Annotated in this window: 18 protein-coding genes; 1 reads left to right on the top strand and 17 read right to left on the bottom strand. The window is 33.7% G+C overall.

Going from position 1 to position 16,611, the window contains the following annotated elements:
- Positions 1 to 64: 64 nt before the first annotated feature.
- From Q3Y49_RS06455 to Q3Y49_RS06385, 15 genes are all read right to left on the bottom strand, one after another.
- Positions 65 to 928 (bottom strand): substrate-binding periplasmic protein, encoded by an 864-nt coding sequence (locus Q3Y49_RS06455; protein WP_303271469.1) that lies wholly within the window; start codon positions 926 to 928, stop codon positions 65 to 67.
- A 242-nt stretch (positions 929 to 1,170) separates the two neighbouring features.
- Entirely contained in the window at positions 1,171 to 1,428 is a 258-nt protein-coding gene (locus Q3Y49_RS06450; RefSeq protein ID WP_303271468.1) for a DUF6952 family protein, read from the bottom strand.
- A complete protein-coding gene (locus tag Q3Y49_RS06445) occupies positions 1,409 to 1,720 on the bottom strand; it encodes a thioredoxin family protein (protein WP_303271467.1) in 312 nt (103 codons plus the stop codon). The genes Q3Y49_RS06450 and Q3Y49_RS06445 overlap by 20 nt, the downstream gene beginning before the upstream one ends.
- Before the next feature lie 119 nt (positions 1,721 to 1,839).
- Positions 1,840 to 3,318 (bottom strand): glycine--tRNA ligase, encoded by a 1,479-nt coding sequence (locus Q3Y49_RS06440; RefSeq protein ID WP_303271466.1) that lies wholly within the window; start codon positions 3,316 to 3,318, stop codon positions 1,840 to 1,842.
- 52 nt (positions 3,319 to 3,370) lie between these two features.
- Positions 3,371 to 5,059 (bottom strand): sensor histidine kinase, encoded by a 1,689-nt coding sequence (locus tag Q3Y49_RS06435; protein WP_303271465.1) that lies wholly within the window; start codon positions 5,057 to 5,059, stop codon positions 3,371 to 3,373.
- A gap of 182 nt (positions 5,060 to 5,241) precedes the next feature.
- On the bottom strand, positions 5,242 to 5,856 hold the full coding sequence (locus Q3Y49_RS06430; RefSeq protein WP_303271464.1) for a class I SAM-dependent methyltransferase: 615 nt from the start codon (positions 5,854 to 5,856) through the stop codon (positions 5,242 to 5,244).
- Complete coding sequence (locus Q3Y49_RS06425; RefSeq protein WP_303271463.1) at positions 5,834 to 6,748, bottom strand: patatin-like phospholipase family protein; 915 nt, start codon at positions 6,746 to 6,748, stop codon at positions 5,834 to 5,836. Before Q3Y49_RS06425 ends, Q3Y49_RS06430 begins: the two co-directional genes overlap by 23 nt.
- A 358-nt stretch (positions 6,749 to 7,106) precedes the next feature.
- Entirely contained in the window at positions 7,107 to 7,325 is a 219-nt protein-coding gene (locus tag Q3Y49_RS06420; RefSeq protein WP_303271462.1) for a hypothetical protein, read from the bottom strand.
- Positions 7,295 to 8,404: a carboxypeptidase-like regulatory domain-containing protein gene (locus Q3Y49_RS06415; RefSeq protein ID WP_303271461.1), complete on the bottom strand. Its 1,110-nt coding sequence runs from the start codon at positions 8,402 to 8,404 to the stop codon at positions 7,295 to 7,297. Before Q3Y49_RS06415 ends, Q3Y49_RS06420 begins: the two co-directional genes overlap by 31 nt.
- Before the next feature lie 338 nt (positions 8,405 to 8,742).
- Positions 8,743 to 10,887: a peptidase domain-containing ABC transporter gene (locus Q3Y49_RS06410; protein WP_303271460.1), complete on the bottom strand. Its 2,145-nt coding sequence runs from the start codon at positions 10,885 to 10,887 to the stop codon at positions 8,743 to 8,745.
- A 76-nt stretch (positions 10,888 to 10,963) separates the two neighbouring features.
- Positions 10,964 to 11,443, bottom strand: coding sequence for a peroxiredoxin family protein (locus tag Q3Y49_RS06405; protein WP_303271459.1), 480 nt, complete (start codon positions 11,441 to 11,443; stop codon positions 10,964 to 10,966).
- Positions 11,443 to 11,934 (bottom strand): hypothetical protein, encoded by a 492-nt coding sequence (locus Q3Y49_RS06400; protein ID WP_303271458.1) that lies wholly within the window; start codon positions 11,932 to 11,934, stop codon positions 11,443 to 11,445. Before Q3Y49_RS06400 ends, Q3Y49_RS06405 begins: the two co-directional genes overlap by 1 nt.
- A 174-nt stretch (positions 11,935 to 12,108) precedes the next feature.
- The gene (locus tag Q3Y49_RS06395; protein WP_303271457.1) at positions 12,109 to 12,765 is read right to left on the bottom strand and encodes an ATP-binding cassette domain-containing protein; all 657 of its coding nucleotides are present in this window, start codon (positions 12,763 to 12,765) and stop codon (positions 12,109 to 12,111) included.
- A 430-nt stretch (positions 12,766 to 13,195) separates the two neighbouring features.
- Positions 13,196 to 13,942, bottom strand: coding sequence for a hypothetical protein (locus Q3Y49_RS06390; protein ID WP_303271456.1), 747 nt, complete (start codon positions 13,940 to 13,942; stop codon positions 13,196 to 13,198).
- A 56-nt stretch (positions 13,943 to 13,998) separates the two neighbouring features.
- Positions 13,999 to 14,202, bottom strand: a complete 204-nt coding sequence (locus Q3Y49_RS06385) for a hypothetical protein (protein ID WP_303271455.1) — start codon at positions 14,200 to 14,202, stop codon at positions 13,999 to 14,001.
- Between the two features lie 116 nt (positions 14,203 to 14,318).
- Between Q3Y49_RS06385 and Q3Y49_RS06380 the strand changes: the two genes are divergently transcribed.
- A complete protein-coding gene (locus tag Q3Y49_RS06380) occupies positions 14,319 to 14,669 on the top strand; it encodes a helix-turn-helix domain-containing protein (protein WP_303271454.1) in 351 nt (116 codons plus the stop codon).
- Positions 14,670 to 15,297: 628 nt separating this feature from the next.
- Here Q3Y49_RS06380 and Q3Y49_RS06375 read toward each other — a convergent pair.
- Together Q3Y49_RS06375 and udk are read right to left on the bottom strand one after the other, a co-directional pair.
- Positions 15,298 to 15,990, bottom strand: coding sequence for a potassium channel family protein (locus Q3Y49_RS06375; protein ID WP_303271453.1), 693 nt, complete (start codon positions 15,988 to 15,990; stop codon positions 15,298 to 15,300).
- Positions 15,987 to 16,604 (bottom strand): uridine kinase, encoded by a 618-nt coding sequence (udk, locus tag Q3Y49_RS06370; RefSeq protein WP_303271452.1) that lies wholly within the window; start codon positions 16,602 to 16,604, stop codon positions 15,987 to 15,989. Before udk ends, Q3Y49_RS06375 begins: the two co-directional genes overlap by 4 nt.
- Positions 16,605 to 16,611 lie beyond the last annotated feature (7 nt).

The following is a 16,611-nucleotide window of genomic DNA, read 5'->3' as shown; positions in this document are numbered from 1 at the left end:
GGTTGATGTTTTGGTAAGTAAAAGCCTCTACACTGAAAAGTGGGAGGCTTTTTACTTTTACCATCTACTCTTGCACAACTGCATCTAGCAACTGCAGTGCATTCCTACCTAAATGTTCAGCAATAATTTTCCTATAACTTGGACTAGTCCTATAGGATTCCGTCAAGAATTCTTCAAATGGCTTATCCCAATCGCTATTCTTAGGCATTACAATTCCAAACTCTTCGGCCGTTTGATCTCCAGCCGGATGTCTTTTAATAGGTTTTTTGGATTTTGTCGCATCTAAATAGTACGTAAAATCAATATTGGTGAAATAATCTGTGCTATTCACAATCTTTGCCAATACTTCATCAAATGAATTAACATACTCTATTGTAAGACTAGGATAATATTTACTCTTTATCTTTAAAATTTGATCTTCATTAGTAGAGCCTTTAACTGTAACCGCCTTTTTACCAGCAAAAACATCAGCAATTTTACTCATGTCATTGAGCGTGGGAAGTGCACTATTACTTAACATCATGCCGATATTAGTGATATATGGCGGACTGAAGTTATATTCTGCTTTTCTTTTTTGAGTTATAGTAGTATTGCTTAAGCCAAAAACACCATTTGATGATTTTTTTACTGCGTTTAAATAAGCTGTAAAATTATTTGCATGAGCTTTTTCCATTTTGGAGTTTACCGTAATACCATAATTATCTAGTAAGTAAAATTCAAAATCGCTCATTACATCCACACAAACACCTTGAACATTTCCGCTAATTTCAGCGGCAAAACCAGGTGATTCAGAATATACATAAGTTAGATTAGCTGTTTTCGTCTGTTTTGCTTTAGCAAAGGAATCCCCTGTATACTGTGCACTGGATACAAATCCAATAAAGAACATGGGGACCATAAAAAACGAGTTAAATAGAAGCTTCTTCATAGTTTCATTTTAGTGTCCAATTTGTAAAGTAATTAAACCTTTTATAATTAGGAAGTAATATTCTGTAAAACAAATACTTTTATCGACAAAATACTACTTATTAGAGAAAGGATATCAAAATAATAGTTATGCAGGCATTCAATTATAACTATTCCTTTATGCTAAACTAGCATCTAAAAACAAAAAAGCACAGCCTCAAAAGAGCCTGTGCTTTTAATAAGCTCACTAAAGAAGCTATTCAATCATCCATCTATGGATCCCATTACTCGTTTCATAAATCCATTTAATGCTTCTTTCTTATCGGTTCCTGATCTAATATCTTTATGAACTTCAAGAGCACCTGAAAAATTTGAAAGCAACTCACCTATTACTTCTAGCTCCTCATCTTTAATTCCTTTCGCTTCAATTAAATCCTCGAGCAGATCCATACTTTCCACAACATAATCCTCATCGTTTTTTTCGATGAATTCTACTACGTGCTTAATTATTGGTAACCTCATCTAATAAATCTGTTATAATGCTTGGCTTATTTCCTGATATTGAATTTACTAATTTACCGTTTTTAAAACCGGCAAAAGTTGGTAGATTTTTAACTTCTGCCAATGATCTTGAATTTGGTAATTTTTCGGCATCAACATAAACAAATTTTACGCTTTCATTCTCCCCAGCTAATCTTTTGAATTTGGGCTTAGTAATTTTGCAATTTCCGCACCATGTCGCACCATACTGCACCATTACCATATCATTTTCATCTACTATCTCTTGTAATTTATCTTCTGCTAATTCTATCATTATTTAAATTCGTTTAATTACTTATACCTAAATGAACCACAAAATTACGAATAGGTTACAATTAACTAAATTGATTGTTTACATATGAAAATAGATAAAATCTATTAAGAATAACACCTCTACAAAAGCTCATAAATCCTATTAAAGGAACTCGCTTTTGCAATGTATGATTCTAATTCAGCAATCGGCATTCTTTCTTGCTCAGTGCTATCCCTATGTCTTATGGTCACGGTTTCATCCTCTAAAGTTTGATGGTCAACTGCAATACAGAATGGCGTTCCTATCAAATCTTGACGAGTATAACGCTTACCAATAGAAGCAGCTTCTTCATAGACAACATTAAATGCTCCTTTCAAGGACTTATAGATTTCCTGACCTTTTTCAGCTAATCCATCTTTTTTCGTTAATGGTAATATTGCTGCTTTCACAGGCGCAAGAGCCGGATGCAATTTAAGATAAGTCCTTTTTTTGATATTATCTCCTTCGCCAATCTCTTCATTTTTAAAAGCACTACAAAACAACATTAAAAACAACCTATCGGCACCAACTGAAGTTTCTACTACATAGGGAATATAATTTTTTCCTAGTTCAGGATCAAAATACTGCAGCTTCTTTTTAGAAACTTCTTGATGGCTTTTCAAATCGAAATCTGTCCGACTGTGAATTCCCTCAACTTCTTTAAACCCAAAAGGAAATTTATATTCTATATCAACAGCTGCATTGGCATAATGCGCAAGCTTTTCATGTTCATGCAACCTTAAATCTTCATCTGCAATACCGATAGCTTTGTGCCATTTTACCCGCATATCCCTCCATTTTTCATACCAACCCATTTCCTCTCCGGGGCGAACAAAAAATTGCAGCTCCATTTGCTCGAATTCACGCATTCTGAAAATAAATTGGCGTGCAACAATCTCATTTCTGAAGGCCTTTCCAATTTGTGCAATTCCGAAAGGCACCTTCATTCTGGCCGTCTTTTGAACATTTAGGAAATTAACAAATATCCCTTGGGCTGTTTCAGGTCGTAAATAAATTTTACCCGAACCATCTGAAACGCTTCCTATTTGAGTGGAGAACATCAGGTTGAACTGTCGAACTTCCGTCCAATTTGAGGTACCTGAAATAGGGCATTTTACATCCTCAGAAATGATTAGCTCACGAACAGCTTCCAAATCTTCTGCTTCAAGGAGCTGGCCTGTTTTCTTCAATAATTCATCGGCCTTTTCTTGCTGACCCGAGTTCTCATACTTTGCTGCTTTATCTTCCAACAAGACATCCGCTCTGTATCTTTTTTTGGAATCTTTATTATCAATCATTGGATCATTGAAACTTTCGATATGGCCAGAGGCTTTCCAAGTATCGGAATGCATAAAAATCGCTGAATCCAAACCAACAATATTATCATTAAATCGAGTCATGGTATTCCACCATAATTCCTTGATGTTTTTCTTCAATTCTGCTCCATAGGGCCCATAGTCATATACTGCTTGCAAACCTTCATAAATTTCGCTTGAAGGATAAACAAAACCATATTCTTTAGCGTGAGCTATGATATCTCTAAAAAGTGTATTTTCGGGAGTTTGTTCTTTCTTTGCCATGCCGCAAAGATAAATTAAATCAATTGTGGATAAGAAAGGATTCTTTGAAATTTTAAGTTTTAGGTAATTTTATTGTAAAAGTAGTTCCTTCTCCCTTTTCTGATTGTAAGTTTATGTTTCCACCTAATCTTTCTACCATGTCCTTCACAATATATAAGCCTAAGCCAGAACCTTTAGAGTTTTCTGATGCTCGAAAAAACATGTCAAATATTTTTGGTTGTGCCTCTGCAGGAATACCTTGTCCGTTATCGACTACTTTAATTAAAATTTCGTTACCTAAATCCTCGGTTTGGACGGCCACATATTTTCCTGGACTTGCATGACGATGATATTTAATTGCATTATCCACCAAATTGTTTAGCACTACTCGTAGTCGTCCTTTATCAGTTTTTACAACGGTATTCTCACTTATACTCATTCTGAAATCAATATCTGCAGATAGCTCTCGATATTGAGTATTTTCAAAAGTTTCCTTTACCAGATCATAAAGATTTACACCTTCCTTGATAATATCTGTTCGTGTGTTACGAGCAAAGCTGATAATTTCATCTATGAATGTATAAAGCTTTTTCACTCTATTCTTCATCATGCCAAGTAACTGCTTTAACTCTTGGCTATCTTCAGTCGTATCACCTATATTAATCAAACCTTGAATGGAGTTTAGGGGTGCTCTCAAATCGTGAGAAACACTATAAACGAATCTATCCAACTCAGCATTGGTTTGTTCCAAGAGCTGATTCTTTTCTTTAATTTCTTCCTCTTTTAATTTTTTATCTGTAATATCAACGAGGAAGCCCACCATTCGCACCGGTTTTTGATCAATAGACCACTTGGCTTGACCCGAACCATGGAACCAACGATAGCTTCCATCTTTACACTTAAGTTTGTATTCAACAGAAAACGGTTCTTTTGTTTGAAGGTGTCTTTTAAAATCGTTTACCAATCGGGGGTAGTCTGATTTTTCAGCCAACAAGTTTTTAAAACTAGATTGGTCAGGTGAAAATTCTTTGGGATTGTAGCCCAGCAATTCGTACAACTTAGGTGACCACCATTGTTGATCCCTATTGATATTTTCCCAATCCCATATTCCAGCGTTAGTACCCTCAACGGCCAAGCGAAATCTTTCCTCGCTCTCCTTAAGTTTACGGTCTTGCTCCAGTATCTTTTGCTCGGATTTATGCTGTAATTTCACTTGAAAATAAATCACAACTATAAGCCCAAGAAAGGTGAAAAAATAGTTCAGGAAATATATTTTGTCCTCTTTTGCTTCATTTATGGTATCGACTGTGACAATTTTATATGCCGTAAATTCACTGATTGCAAAACATGCAAAGGCAATAAGTCCATAAAAAAGCCAAATTTTGACTTTTTTGTAGCCAAATAGCGTGATGGATGCGACCAAGATCGGAAATAGGTAAAGTTGTGAACCATAATACTTTCCTTCATTGCTCATAAAAATAAACACAAAGAAAATGGCAATCAGAAGCAAACTATGTTTTGCTAGTTCATACTTCCCAAAGCGGTTTAACAGAAACCCGAAAATACCGCCAAAAATACCTACCATGAATGATGGTGTTAGTGAAATATCCCATAAAAAAATATTAAGCAGCCCATTGACCGTGCTAATAAATGAAAGAATTAAACAACAAACACCGACAAGTAGCGCTTTACGGTAGTCTCCTTCAGATTTTATGTGGGGCGTTTCACCCAGTATAATATTTCGAAATGAGCGTTTTTTCATACTGACAATCAGTAAATATACTTATTTTTCGAAATATTTTTAATTACGTAAGACGTAACAGATTACGTTTGATGTATTATTTTACCAAAATTTGGGTAATAAATTTTTATTACAAGATTTTAAACAATAAAAAAGGCGAATTGTGGAGCTAATTTAGATGTAATAAATTTCAAACAATTTTATTATTGCTTTTGTAGAATGAACGTCCCCATTGTATGCCGATTTTGCACCACTACTTCCTTATAGGGCTCTATGAGTTCTAAACCCAAATCCGTTAAAAACCCTATAAGTGCTTCGGCATTAACAGCAAATCGAATTTGTTCATTTGGAAACTGATAAACATTTTGATTGATCTCAACAGTTCCTTCAGCTAGATAGCGATCGGTCATGCTCCGAATGAAAATTTTTCCATCGGGTTTCAACAATCGCACTAATTCCAAAATCATCTTGTGAAAATGCTCATAGTTTTTAGCAAAATGCAGTACTGCGCTGCAAATGATCACATCAAAGGTTTCATCCGGAAAAAGAATTTTATCTAGTTTCATCACGTGAAACCTGGCTTCTATATCTTGAATTTTATACTGCTTTGCCACTAGTTTTAAAAACTGAATGGCTTCTGGGTTTTCATCGATTCCAAAAACGTCCATGCCATTTTGAAGGCAGTAAGTAAGGTTTCGACCCTCGCCACAACCTGCATCTAATACCTTGGCATCCTCTGGTAAATATCCCTTCAGAATAAAATCGAGCCAGTAGAGGTCAATGTTCCCTAGTTCTCTATTCAGTTGTTTCCAATCCATTATTATATTGCCTGTAAGACTTTTCAAATGCAGTTTTACCTATCTCTACCAGCTCATTACTTCTGTAAAATTCAAAAGTACCGCATGAGTTTCTCGAAATCTGAACCAACATATCCGGCTTGATGATTTCCATTTGCAAATTGGTCATTTTTTCCTGCATTAAGTCTATAGATCTATTTAGCAAATCAAAATAGCCTAGCTTCTTGGGAGTCGAACTAACCTCTTTCCCATTATTCATCGGCCAATACTTCTTTATCCGGGTTGCAAATTCTTCCAAAAACTGTTTATTTTTTTCATCCTGCTTCACTTCTTCAGCAGTTACCGCCACTTTCTTCTCAAAAGGAATAGCCGCATTTACATCTACAGCAATCAAAATATCTCCTTGGGTACGTTTTACCCGATTTAGAGGTATGGGATTGAGCACGCCTCCATCCACTATTTCTTCATTATCTTGGTACACTGGTGTTAATACGGTGGGAATGGCACAAGAAGCACGCAAAGCATCCATTAAATTCCCTTCTGAAAAGAGTATCTCTCTCTGGGTTCTAATATTGGACGCCACAGCTGTAAATGGGATTGGAAAATCTTCTATTTTAAATTCGCCCAGGAGTTTTCGCATCTCTTTAAATACTTTTTCTCCCCGCACAATACCTTGAAAGCTTAAAGTAAAATCTAATAGTTTGAAAACATCAATTTTGTCGAAATGAGTCACCCAGTCTTTATATTCTTGCATTTTTCCAGCCGCGTACAGTCCGCCAATTACAGCGCCCATACTTGATCCTGAGATAGACGAAATCTCAAATCCATTTTCCTCCAATGCTTCAATTACGCCAATGTGGGCAACTCCTCTGGCGCCACCACTTCCTAAAACTAACGCTACTTTTTGCTTCATGTCAATTAAAAAATTTGGCTGTAAGGCAAGTTAGGAAAAAATGGGACGGAAATTAAAGATATTGGTCATGATTGCTTTATGATCTAAGAACTGGCTATTTCTCACAAAGTATTACATAAAGAAGCGGAATATAACAATTACACCCAAAAATAAGGTGACCGCAACTGTCGTGAGGACGAAACTCCCTCTGTCCTTCGATTTTTTTGAATCGCGATACGCTAAATAGAATGATGAAACTAAAAAAGGCAGATAATACCAGAGATTATATACCTTTAGCAGAAACAATGTGAAAACTCCAATTATAATCAGTAATCTTAAATAAGCACTCTTGTTTTTCATGGTCTAAAGTTAATAAATTTCAATTGCTTTCCAGTTGTTCAATATCCTCTTTAGCTTTTTTGAGCTTCGGATCAATTATCACTGAGTTAAAATTATTCCAAAATTCTTCATTATAAGGTGTTTCAACATCAAATAAATCCTCATCCACCGCCATTGACTCTTTATACTTAATTCTTTTAAAGTCTCTTCTTCTGGTTTTTACATCCGTTACGTAAAAAGCGGCATCATAAAACTGCACTTCTGTTTCCCATCCTCTGTTTCGGTTTGCCAAGCATCTCTTACCGGGGCCTTCCATTTTATATAACTCAAATAATACTTTTTACCAATTTTTCGGTAAACCACACTGGATTGTTTATAAACATTTTTCAAAAACAATTTCTCTTGATCCTTATTAAATCTGGCTTCATTGGAGTCTTCTACAGGAAAGAATTGGTGATTAAATTCTAGTTTAACAATGCCATAATCGGTTGAATTGATATATATTTTTCCAAAAGTTTGGAGACCACCAAGATGGAAGGTGGGAGAGTAGTAATCTAATACATAAACAGCTCCATTATCGGATTGAATTACTGAATCCAACTCAAAATCAAAACGATCATAATATCCTTTTAAATATTGGTAGTTTTCTGTTGTATTGTAGCCTCTGATATAGTCAAAATCAAAAGATTTGTACAAGTTGTTTTCATCGCCACCCATGAAGTATTTATAAACTGTTTCAAAGAAACTGTAGTCGATATAATCCTCGCTTTTTTTCAATTCGTCCAGTCGGATTTTTAAGCGATTGTAGGGTAAATCAAAACCATTATCCTGCACGGAAACTGCTGCCTCTAGTAAACGAACATAGCTATTGTTCCTCACTACCATTTCGCGGTAAAAACCTTTCAATAGAAATGACCTGCGAGAATAATTAAATGGAATTCTCTTTATGGCCTCACCTACAATAGCCCGAAGTGTATCTTTTGTCGGCTTCACTATTACTTCTTCAAGCATCCCCTCTTCTGGGCTTAAATAGTAATTCAACTCTTGACTTTTTAAATTGGAGGCCAGCAATTCCAAATCCTCGTAGCCAATGCTTGAAATCACTAGAGTATCATACTTTTCTTTTAGTGGAAAGCGAAAGCTAAATTGTCCTGCTTCATTGGAATGAGCACCCATCATGGTGCCTTTTAAGTGGATATTAGCAAAGGGAATAGTGGATGAGTCAGCCTTGGATAATAGAACTCCACTGATTTCTTTGTATTCGGGCTTAGGATTTTGTGACTTTAATAGTGTTGAATTGAAAAATAAAAACAGGAATGCTATGAATAAAACTTTCATATAGGGAGTTGGTAATTTTAAAGGTTGAAATCAATTTACTGAAAAATATTAATTAAACTAAATCAATAAAATGCTATACCTGAATATGTTCCTCAATGAATCACTCTTTGAGTTTTCTTTTCCTGTACTCTAGTAAAAATATAGTTCCCTGCATCACTATTACAGATATAATACCGTAGGTAGAATTGAACAAAAAGATGCCAAAGGAAACGATAAGGAGTAGAAGTTTTACAAAGGTGGAATTCTGCATGGTCTCTTTAGGTTAAAAAGTAGTTTAGTATGAACCACAGAAACGTTAAAATGTTAAAGTCGTCTACTTATTCACCTCAAAAGGCCAACTAATTAACAGATTCGCTAAAGAAGTTCTCTTCTTTTATTAAAGCTTGCGGTTCTCCTTGACTTGTAATACTGCCATTTTCCAATATGTAGATGTAGTCAGAGAAACCAGCAACTCTCATTCTGTGACTTACAAATAAAATAGCCTTCTCCTTTTTCAATTGCTGTAATAGATTTAGAATAAACTGTTCTGTATTTCTATCCATAGCGGATGTACCTTCGTCAATCAACAATAATTGTGGATTGCGGTAGAGTGCCCTGGCTAATCCTACCAACTGCTTTTGACCACCAGAAATATTGGCTCCTTCTTCTCCTAGCAATGTCAAATAGCCTTGAGGAAATTTTCCAAAGAAGCGATCAAAGCCAAATTCTTTACACCATTTCACTACATGCTCTAATTCTGCAGGATCATCGCTCAAACAAATATTGAAAAGTAAATAATTATTGAAAATCTTAATGTCTTGAGGGACGACTCCTATTAATTTTCGATACCCTTCTAAGTCTAAATCATTAATTGAATTCCCGTCTATTTTTATGAATCCTTCCGATGGTGCATAAAATCTTTGAACCAATTGAAAGATTGTGCTTTTTCCTGCACCGCTTTCTCCCAAAAGGGTAGTTATTTTTCCCTTTTCAATATTCATATTGATTTGGTTCAATAAATTTAATGAACCGGGATAATGAAAATTTAAATTTTCAACAGTTAAATTATTTATCTTTTGAATTTCAATTTCCTTTTCCCCTTTATCTTCCGTTTTTATTCCTGTAAACTCTTCCATTCTGTTGAAAGCTACTTTCGCTTCCTGAAACTGAATATTAAACAGGGCAATTTTGGTTAAAGAAGGGCCTATAGAACCTGAAAGGGATAATAAAGCCACCAAAGAACCAATTAATAAATCTCCTCTCAATACTAAAAAGGAGGCTAAAGATATTACCCCTACTACCAGTAATATCCCAGCTAACTCAGTTAGCAACCCAAACTTTACTTGAATTTTACCCAATTTGAATATCTGCTCTTGAAAGTTTTTATATAAAAAGGTAGTACCCTTATGAAAAAGATTGATAGTTCCTGTTGTCTTTACTTCTGCTATGCCTGTAATCACATCTATGTAGTTTCCTTCATTGAGCGCATAAGCACTCATCACATCTTTTTGGGCATTAATGATCGGTTTATTCAATCGCCATAGGATCAACCCATAAAGAGGTATAAAAATAGAAACAATTAACCCTACTTGCCATGAATAAACAAAAACCCCAATCAGTGAAATGATAATGACCAAAAACTCTATTAAAAGATTACCAATCAGATTGCTGATAGAAGATTGAATGCGTCTTGTATCATTCATCCTTGCTACCATATCCCCTGTTTTTTTGGAATCGAAGAAGGGTTTGGGAATATTTAAAAGGGATTGAAAAAAAGACCTTATCATTCTATTGTTAAAATCCTTGCTTTGTGTAATCAAAAATGTAGATCGCACATAGCTTAACCCCATCTTAATCAATAAAATCAAGGCAAATAAAACCAGTCCTATGATGAGTTTGCTGACTTCTTTGGTGGGTAGAATAACGTCAATCAGTTTTTGGCTAAAAATGGCAGTGGCCAATGAAAAAATAGCGATTAAAATACCTAAAAAGAGTGCGGCTAATAGAATATTCAGATCTTCCTTTACCCAACTCAGCAGATTCTCATATTTTTTCTTTTTGGACTTTACTTTTTCAAACTTTTGATTGGGTGACAGCTTTAGCAAAGCTTTGGATTGCCAAACTTTTTCTAGTTTTTCTTTTGACCATAGTTCTACCCCCCTACCCGGATCATTGATCATTAATTGATCTCCCTGAAAACCATAAAAAACAATATAGTGCTGTAATCTATTTTCCAGAATCACATGTAGAATAGCAGGAGAATCGAGTTCCCTTAAATTTTCAATGGATTCAGCTTCTAATCCTTCTACATCAAAACCCAAATCATTTGCTCCTTGAAATAGCCCTAATAATTTAGTGCCTATTTGAGTTGTCCCTGTTATTCTTCTGACTTCATCCAAACTATGTTCCCCATCATGAAATTTGATGATAGAAGCCAAACAAGCAGGCCCACAATCCGATTGGCCGTGTTGCTGAACGAAATATTGGTTGAGTTTTTTTAACATTGGTTAGGTTCGTTTAAATACTTCTTTATCAACTTTTCCAAAGTTCTAAACTTTGGAAAAGCTTGTACTTATTCCTTCATTCCAAGACTTCTAAAATCGCTTCAATTTTCACTTCACCTTTGAAATGCTTTTTTAACGACCCATTTTCGTATATAAAAGTTTGTGGTACACCACCAATCATAGTGCTTGTCAATGAATCAGGATTAACTTCCACATAATGTTCTGCAAGCTTGTATTGCTGAAGAAAATCAATCGCTTCATTTTTAGGTTCAAAAGAGGCCAATAGCAACTGATAGTTTTGAAACTTCTCAATATTCTTTTCAATTTGCTCCATTTCCCATTGGCAAAAATGACAATCACTGTTGAAATACATGAAAATGGTAGGTTGGTCAGTATTTGCTACTTTAAATCCCAGATTATTGGTCAAGGAACTGAGGTTTTGAATAATCGCTTCCGATTTACTTTTCTGATCTAATTTTTGAATACTTGAATAGCCCATCCAAGATAAAAGACCAATCACTAATAGCCCGAAAATGATAAGAAGTTTCTTTTTCATTAGGCTCCAAGGTTAATTGACAGAAATGTGACAAATAATATCCAAACTACTAATGCCGACCCATAAACAGGCAGTGTGAACTTCAAAGCAGAATCATAATCTTTTTTCATGATCTTTTTGATTCCTAGAGCTAATGCTAAGAGATAAATAACTTCAAATAGATTTAGGGATTTCAAAGGAAAAATGAGCCATGAGTCTAATTGGGAGGCATCAAAAAGATTAAGTAATGAAAGGGGTGCAAAATATTGTACATCACTAAAGGTATAGGACGTTTCAAAAAGGCCAAACCATATTATTAATATAAATGATGGAAGAAGCCACACAAACTCTGCCACTAAAACTACTTTGAAAATCGATTTAAAGCTTATTTTAAATCCTGCAATAATAGTCCCGCATAGAATCCAAAAAGTAATGAGGGAAAATTTAATAAGGTAAATCACGGGCATCAGAGCATAGTTTAACCATGCCCATTTTTTCTGTTCGTTAACCATTTTAAGAATGCGCTCATAACCTAATTGATTTTGAAAATAATCAATATATATATATTGTCATTAATAATGTATGATTGAAGAACATAATTAATAATGCTACTAATTAAAATCAAAAATAAATATAGATATGTTGCTTTAATTTTATTCAATCTTTTAATTTTCTATCTATAATAATTATTGGTCAATATTTAAATTTGAAATATCAGAAATTTCAGTCTTTAAAATGCTACCATCTGTATTAATTAGAAATAGAGAGGAAGTAATACTTTTAGCTATATTTAAATCATTAGTTGAAAGAATAATGTTTTCAAAATTACTAGCCAAAAGATATTCCAAAAGTTTCTTTTTCATTACAAAGTCTAATCCTTCAAAAGGCTCATCAAGTATTAATCCTTTTGGTTTATTTAACATAGCTAAGGCTATTAACAATTTCTTCTTATTTCCGTACGACAAAAATTGAATTTCTTTATCTTCTAATTCAAAAAAATCAATTAGGGCAGTTATCCGTTTTCCTAAAGTTATATTATCAATTCCATGTAGTTTTCCACAAAATCTAGTCATTTCACTAACTTTAAGATTTAGCGTAAGAAATTCCTCCCCAAATTGAAAACCAAAGTCCTTTTTAATTCCTTCAAAGTTATTTAATCCCCTATATTTAAATGTTCCATTATAATGTTTAATAAGACCAGCAAAAAATTTTAAAAAAGTAGACTTACCACTCCCATTTTTACCAACAATTATATTAATACCTTCTGGCAAATGAATGTTAATTTTTTTCAAAACTGTTTTAGGTGGATAAAAGATATCTAAGTCTTTTGTTAAAATTTCCATAATATTATTGAAAGAATAGAATAAATAACTGTTGTTACAACATAATAAATAAATTTACCAACATTTAAACTTACCATTATTGAACACATATAAATAATTAATACTAAAAATATTAATTCAAGAATCATAAAATTAACCCCTCTATAACTTGTTAAATTAAGTATTGTAAATACAATAAATAAAGGTATATAAGTTGTCAAATAGGCATGAAAAATTTTTCTTATTGATATTAAACTGAAATATTTAAAGTTCCACACTTTATTTGGTTTTCGTAAAAAATATATTTGCAAAGCAGAAAAAAGAGAGAATTTATTCGCTGTTAAGATCTGTAGATTGATTAACTGAAAAGAAAACAAAAGGTAAAGCACTAATAAAAGTGATAAATTTATTACAATGAACTTAGAATGTAATATTTTAAAATAAGAAATCACTACAGGCTTAGCTTTTTATAATTAATTACAAACTGAAATGAAAAAACTAAGATTGAAAATAATACAAAAACATAAATAAAATTATGAAGCAAGTTGTTAAACACAACTTCGATTTTTAATAACGCTCCAAAAATATCATTATTAGTACCGACATTAGCATAGAGTATAACACCTATTTGTAATAAAAAAAATAAAACTACAGCAAGGTTTTTATTTTTTAAATAAAAATCCACAAACAACAAGTAAAAAGAATTGTATAGAAGGTATACGCTTACTAAAAACAAGTATGCTTGGAAAGTATTAGACAACTTAAAATAATAAATTGTCAGTAATAAAAATAATATCAGACTAATTAACTTACCTCCAAAAAGTTCATTTGCAATCTTATATTTAAGCTTGTCTAGTTTATTCACAAAAACTAAATCCAAATATTTACATCGATTAAAGAAAGTCTTTTCTGACATGATATAATCAAATACCAATAAGACACTAATAAAGCCAGAGATTGGTAAAAATAAAGGATCAATATTATAATTGGATTCTTCTAAGAGTTCTGTACCTAAACCAAAACAAAATAATAGTAAAAAGAACGCAATTAGTAAATATACTACTAAATCAAAAGGGAAATGATTAAAGAACCACACACCAGGTCTGCCTAAAAAAACAAACCCTATCGGTATTTGTTTTTCTTTTGAACGAACTAAATTAATAAAATAGTAATTTAAAAAAGTAATAACTTTTTTCATCAATTTTTTGAAACAAATAAATGCGTCTATACTTTTAGTATAAACGCATATAATTTTTAAATACTCCCTCCAACTACACATGCAAATGCTAAAGCACCAAAATAGCCAGCGGCTGCACCTGCTGGGCCAAATGCTGCTCCTACTCCAGCAGCACTACCTGCAATGCCTGATACCGAGGAAGCTGCGGCACCTGCAGCACATCCAACCCATGACCATCCACCCTCAACTTGCTCCATTTTTTCAATACTCAAATTTTTCATAATTATAAGATTTATTAGTTAAACATACACAAATAACTAAAATCATCTTATGCCTTTTATTTATTTTTAAATAAAATTATTTATATTTAAATAATCACAACTAAAACCTTAAAGTCATGTCTATAGGAGATTACATCCGCAATATACGTCTTAAAAAAGGCTATAGCCAACAATTTATAGCGGATAGAATAGGAATCAGCCAAAGTAAATTTAATAGAATTGAAAATGGTAAGTCTGACATCTTACTGAACGATTTATTTCAAATCTGTCAAATATTAAGATTAAATTACATTGATTTGCTTCAGTCAATTCAATCAGAGGAAGCCAAAACTGATGAAATTGAAATAGCTGACCTGCATAAAGAAATAAAATCATTGAAAAGCGAACTTCAAGAAATTAAAGAATATATGTATTCAAATAGTGGGGGGGGGGTAAATACTTTTCATGCAACTTTTCCAAAGTACTAAATTTTGGAAAAGGTTTTTGCTTGAGATTACAATATCGAATGAATTAATTTAGAATCTGTGGGCATTATCATCTTTCTTCTCTTTCTTTTTGCTTAATCAAAATGAAACAAAAAATCAAGAAAGTTTAATGCTACCGAACGCATGACCCACCGCCGGCTCGCTAAACTTTCCTCCCTCCCGCTTTTCCGAGTTCCTCGGAAATGGTCGTTTTAGCACTTTTCCAATATTGCAAAAGAGTACACTAAGACAAAATTTATTTAATGAATGCATTAATAGCTGACACCCCCAATTTCGCCTTAAGCGAAAAAGCGGGTAGGAGGGTAAAATGGCGGGCCTGCTTGTGCAGACAAGCCAGCATTGGCATTTGTGGAAAGTAGCTTCATTTTACCTAGATTTTTTTCTTACTTTTTCATCAATGGAAAAAGTAAGAAGCATAAAACGAGCATTTAAGCAATCTTACACTTAAAATTACTCTCTAGAAAACCATTGAACAATGAGAAAGTCTCTTTAAACCAATAAACTGTCTTAATAAAATTTCACCAAGGGAAATAGGAGCGGAAAGATCAATTTTTAACAAATATCATTTCCTAAGTACTATTCTTTGGAAAAAGGTCTAAGTTACCTGAAACTACTTATTCACCTCAATAAACTTATTTACATCCTTCGATTTTCCGAGAAGGATCATAATATCAGTTTCTTTAAGAAAAGTATCGGCCCTAGGTACGCCTATGATGTGTTCTACTTGCTGTAATTGACCGTCCACCTTTTCATCATACAATCTTTTGACAGTTATCAAGTTCAGGTTATATTTTTCTCTTAATCCAATTTCGCTAATGGTTTGATCCACAACCCGGGCAGGAGTATTGATCTCCACAATTTCATAATCATCGGGTAATGGAAGGAAGGATTTCATGTTGGGATGGAGCAGCATTTCAGCAACCGTTTTACCTACCGTTTCTTCGGGAGACAAAATCTCTTCTATTCCCATTTTCTCTAAAATCATACGCTGTTGTGAATTGGCGGCTCTTGCAATAATTCGCTCTACTTCCAATTCCAACAGTAAAACGGTAGTCAATAACAGTCCTTCGAAATTTTCACCTATGGCCACCACTATTGCGTCCATATCCTGAATATTTTGGGCTTTTAAAGCTTTCACATCTGTGGAATCCAATGCAACAGCATAGGCGACATCATCTTTTATCGCCTCTACTTTATCAAGGTCAATGTCGATAGCTAGTACTTCCGCACCACTGTCACTCAAAGTACGTGCGATGGATTCTCCAAACTGTCCTAATCCGATTACTGCAAAGCGATTGGTCATTTACTCTTATTTTTGAGGTAAGATACTAAAACTTCCAGACCTTTATCAAATTTATTGTTATTAGGAATGATCACATCTGCATCATACTTAAAAGGATCTATGTATTTTTCATAGGTAGGCGCCACATGTTTTTCGTATCGATACAAAACATCATCTAAATCATAGCCGCGCTCAGAATTATCACGCATAATTCTTCTTTTCAACTTAACATAGTCTTTTGCGTCAATAAATACCTTTAGATCTAATAGTTTTACCAGTTCCGGAAAGTAAAAAACAAATAAGCCTTCTACCACTATTATTTTAGAAGGTTTAAATTCCAACATCTTGGGGACTACATCTGGGTTATTGAAAGTATATTCCTTTCGACTTACTGGCTTCCCTTCTTTCAGCATTTTTATATCACGAGCATAATCATCAAACTCAATGGACTGTGGAGTATCGAAATTTTCCACTCCGTTTTCGTCCTTCGGCTGTAAGTGTCGGTCTTTATAATAATTGTCTTGGGAAACGAGGCAGATTTCATCTTTGGGGAAATGGTTGAGCAGACTTTTCAGAAACATTGTTTTTCCTGAAGCACTCCCTCCTGTGATGCCTACAATGAATGGTTTGTTCATGAATACA

The sequence above is a fragment of the Marivirga harenae genome, from assembly GCF_030534335.1.
Taxonomy (GTDB): domain Bacteria; phylum Bacteroidota; class Bacteroidia; order Cytophagales; family Cyclobacteriaceae; genus Marivirga; species Marivirga harenae.
Note: the sequence above shows the minus strand (reverse complement) of the source record. Positions and strands in the feature narration are given on the sequence as shown.